This is a genomic window from Mesorhizobium sp. M7A.F.Ca.ET.027.03.2.1, assembly GCF_003999175.1.
GTDB lineage: Bacteria > Pseudomonadota > Alphaproteobacteria > Rhizobiales > Rhizobiaceae > Mesorhizobium.
Genome location: NZ_RZOM01000668.1, coordinates 1 through 3,434, shown reverse-complemented (window position 1 = coordinate 3,434; position 3,434 = coordinate 1). Strand labels below are relative to the sequence as shown.

Sequence of the window (3,434 nt, the reverse complement as noted above, 5' to 3'; positions counted from 1 at the left end):
GGCACGCGGGGCGATGTCCAGAAGACCCCCGCCGTGATCGCAGCCTATCTCGGCAGCCGCACGTCGCGCGCCAAGACCGCAACGCCTGAAAACCAGACCGCATGACCCGCAACGACAGCCAACCATAAGAAATCCAGAAGGAGAACCGACATGCCAAGCCTCTATCGCCTCCATCGCGCCGCCCTGTGCGCGGCCGTGTTCGGCATCGCCGCCATTTCGACGGCCAGCGCCGAGGAGATCATCATCGGTGCCGCGACCGCGCAGACCGGTGGCCTCGCTCCCTACGACCAGCCGGCACTTGCCGGCTTGCGCATGTCGCTCGACGAGCTCAACGCCAAGGGTGGCCTCGCTGGCAAATACACCGTCAAGCTGCTGATCAAGGACACCCGCTCCGACACCGCGCAGACCGCAACCGTCGCCCAGGAGTTGATCGACGCCGGCGCCAAGATCATGATCACGCCGTGCGATGCCGATCCCTCGATTTCCGCCGGCCAGCTGACCCAGCCGCTTGGTATTCCGACCCTGACGCTGTGCGGCTCCGCCCCCGTGCTCACCGGCGCGGTCGGCGACGTCATGTTCGGCACCTATCCGGCCGACAATGTGCAGGCGACGGCGGTCGCCGACTTCGCCGTCTCGGAAGGCAAGAAGAAGGTGTTCCTGCTGACTTCGCCGGACTCCACCTACACCGCCAATCTGCCGGAATATTTCGGCAAGGTGTTCGAGAAGAAGGGCGGCGCCATTGTCGGCCGCGGCACCTTCAGCATGGGCCAGCCCGACTTTTCCGCCGAGATCACCAACATCAAGGGCCTGGCCGACAAGCCCGACCTGATCATGACGGCGGCCTACGAGCCGGATTTCCCGGCCTTCATCCAGCAATTGCGCGGCGCCGGCGTCACCATCCCGGTCTATGGCGCCGATGCCATCGGCACGCCGACCATCAAGGCGCTCGGCAAATTGGTCGATGGCGTCGTCTACACCGCGGCCGGCTATGCCGAGCCGGGCAGCAAGCTCGAGGCCTTCAACGCAGCCTTCACCAAATATGCCGGCCACGCACCGGAATCGACCTATGAAGTCAATGGCTACGAGATCGGCCTGATCCTCGACCAGGCGGTCAAGACGGCGGGCTCCGACGACCCTAAGGCGATCCGCGACGCCATCGCCGGCCTCAAGGATTTCGAAGGCATCACCGGCAAGATCACCTATGCCGGCACGGACCGCATGCCGCTGCGGCCGGTGGCGCTGATGCGCTACGAGGGCGGCGAGGGCAAGCATGTCCAGACCCTGATCCCCGACGCTGCCGACGTTCCCGCGCCGTGATGTCATGCTGAGCGTCGGAGCCCTGAAAATCCGGTACGGCGAGGTCGAGGCGGTACGCCGCGTTGACCTCACCGTCGGCAGCGGCGAGATCATCGCGCTGGTCGGCGCCAACGGCGCCGGCAAGAGTTCGACGCTCGGCGCCGTCGCCGGGCTGGTGCCGGCGGCATCGGGCAAGGTGGTCTTCGACGGTGTCGACATCACCGGCCTGGCGCCGGAGGCGATTGCCCGCAAGGGCGTCGCGCTGGTTCCCGAAGGCCGCCGTATCTTCGCCAGCCTGACGGTGGCCGATAATCTGCGTCTCGGCGGCGCAGTGCATCAGCCGGCGGCCGAGGCAAGGCTGCGCGAAGAGGAGATGCTGGAGCTGTTCCCGATCCTGCGCCGCTACCACCGCGTCAAGGGCGGCAATCTGTCGGGCGGCGAACAGCAGATGCTGGCCATCGCCCGCGCGCTGATGGGCAAGCCGCGCATGATCCTGCTCGACGAACCTTCGCTCGGCCTTGCCCCGCAACTGATCGACACCGTCTTCGACCTGATCGCCGAACTGCGCCGCAAGGGCCTGACCATCCTGCTGGTCGAACAGAATGTGGCGCTGGCGCTCGAAATCGCCGACCGCGCCGTTGTGCTCGCCAATGGCGAGGTGGTGCTGTCGGGCACGGCAAAAGAACTCGCTTCATCGGACCTCGTCCGCCAAGCCTATCTGGGAGCTTAAGAAGCATGATCGCGCAGCAGATCATCAATGCGGTGAGCCTCGGCGGCGTCTATGCGCTGCTGGCGCTCGGGATGGCGATCGTCTTTTCCATCGTCGGCCTCATCAACTTCGCCCATGGCGAGCTGATGACGCTGTCGGGCTATGCGCTTCTGGCCTCGCTGGTGCTGGGTTTTCCCTTCCCGGTGGCGGTGCTTGTCGCCGTCTCCTGCGGCGCGCTCGCCGCGGTCATCATGGAGCGTATCGCGTTCAGGCCGATGCGCGGCGCCAGCGTCACCAGCCTGCTGTTGACCAGCTTTGCCGTCTCCAGCCTGTTGAAAGTCGTCTTCCAGAACGGCATTTCGGCGCGGCCGCAAGCTGTCGCCATGCCCGGTTGGATGACCGGCGCCTTCTCCTTCGGCGATTTCACCATAGGCGTCGGTCCCAGCATCTCCATCGTCGTCTCCGCACTGGCGCTGATTGCGCTGGAAGTCTTCCTGCGCCGCTCGGTGACCGGCACGGCGATGCGCGCCGCGGCGGAAGATTTCGACGTCGTGCGCCTGATGGGCATTCCGGCCAGCCGCATCATCGCCACCGCCTTCCTGCTCTCCGGCCTGCTGGCCGGGCTGGCGGCTATGCTGTGGGTGGCGCAGCGCGCCTCGGTCGATCCGCTGATGGGCTTTACGCCGGTGTTGAAGGCGTTCATCGCCGCCGTCGTCGGCGGGCTCGGCAGCTTGCCAGGTGCTGTCGCCGGCGGTTTTCTGCTCGGCATCATCGAGGTGCTGTTGCAGGCGACATTGCCGGGAGCGATCGCCCCCTATCGCGACGCCATCGTGCTGTCGGGCGTCATCGCCGTGCTGCTGGTTCGCCCGCAAGGCCTGATCCCGGCGGTCCGCGCCCAGCGAAGCTGATCTATGTACAGCAAGCCTGAATTTGCGCCGCTGTCGCACGACGAGGTGTTCGGCCTGATCGAGGCCGCGGCCTTCGCCGCGGTGGTGACAGCGGGACCGCAAGGGCTCGTCGTCTCGCATCTTCCCTTCGTGCTCGATCGCGCGCGGGGTGAAAACGGAACTCTGGTCTCGCATCTCGCCAGGGCCAATCCGCACAGCACCTTGATCAGCGAAGGCAGGGAGACCGTCGCCATCTTCCACGGCCCGCATGGCTATATCTCGCCGTCCTGGTATCCGCGCAATCCGGTGCGCGACAGCGCGCCGACCTGGAATTTTGCTGTCGTGCATTGTCATGGGCATCCGGTGCCGCTCGACGAGCACGCCACCGCCCGGCATCTCCTGCAGCTTGTCGAGGTGCTGGAAAAAGATCGCGATGACCGCTGGCGCATGCGCGAGCTGGGACCTGGCGGCATGGAGCGGCGTATACCTGGTATCATGGGGTTTGACCTGCCGGTCGGGCGGCTCGAAGCCAAGTTCAAGAT

The 3,434-nt window shown here is 65.9% G+C and carries 4 protein-coding genes; all 4 read left to right on the top strand.

The genetic code is table 11. The features are described from left to right. The first annotated feature begins 150 nt into the window (after positions 1–150). Entirely contained in the window at positions 151–1,317 is a 1,167-nt protein-coding gene (locus EN750_RS24540; protein ID WP_127397965.1) for an ABC transporter substrate-binding protein, read from the top strand. A gap of 4 nt (positions 1,318–1,321) precedes the next feature. Continuing rightward, the gene (locus EN750_RS24535; protein ID WP_127397963.1) at positions 1,322–2,026 is read left to right on the top strand and encodes an ABC transporter ATP-binding protein; all 705 of its coding nucleotides are present in this window, start codon (positions 1,322–1,324) and stop codon (positions 2,024–2,026) included. Between the two features lie 5 nt (positions 2,027–2,031). Next, positions 2,032–2,913 (top strand): branched-chain amino acid ABC transporter permease, encoded by an 882-nt coding sequence (locus EN750_RS24530; RefSeq protein WP_127397961.1) that lies wholly within the window; start codon positions 2,032–2,034, stop codon positions 2,911–2,913. A gap of 3 nt (positions 2,914–2,916) precedes the next feature. Beyond that, the coding region (locus EN750_RS24525) for an FMN-binding negative transcriptional regulator (protein ID WP_145967882.1) at positions 2,917–3,434 on the top strand (518 nt) is incomplete at its 3' end.

Excerpts from the sequence above, each read along its gene's own strand:
- EN750_RS24540 (WP_127397965.1), top strand. The coding sequence starts at position 151 with ATGCCAAGCCTCTATCGCCTCCATCGCGCCGCCCTGTGCGCGGCCGTG.
- EN750_RS24530 (WP_127397961.1), top strand. The coding sequence starts at position 2,032 with ATGATCGCGCAGCAGATCATCAATGCGGTGAGCCTCGGCGGCGTCTAT.
- EN750_RS24535 (WP_127397963.1), top strand. The coding sequence starts at position 1,322 with ATGCTGAGCGTCGGAGCCCTGAAAATCCGGTACGGCGAGGTCGAGGCG.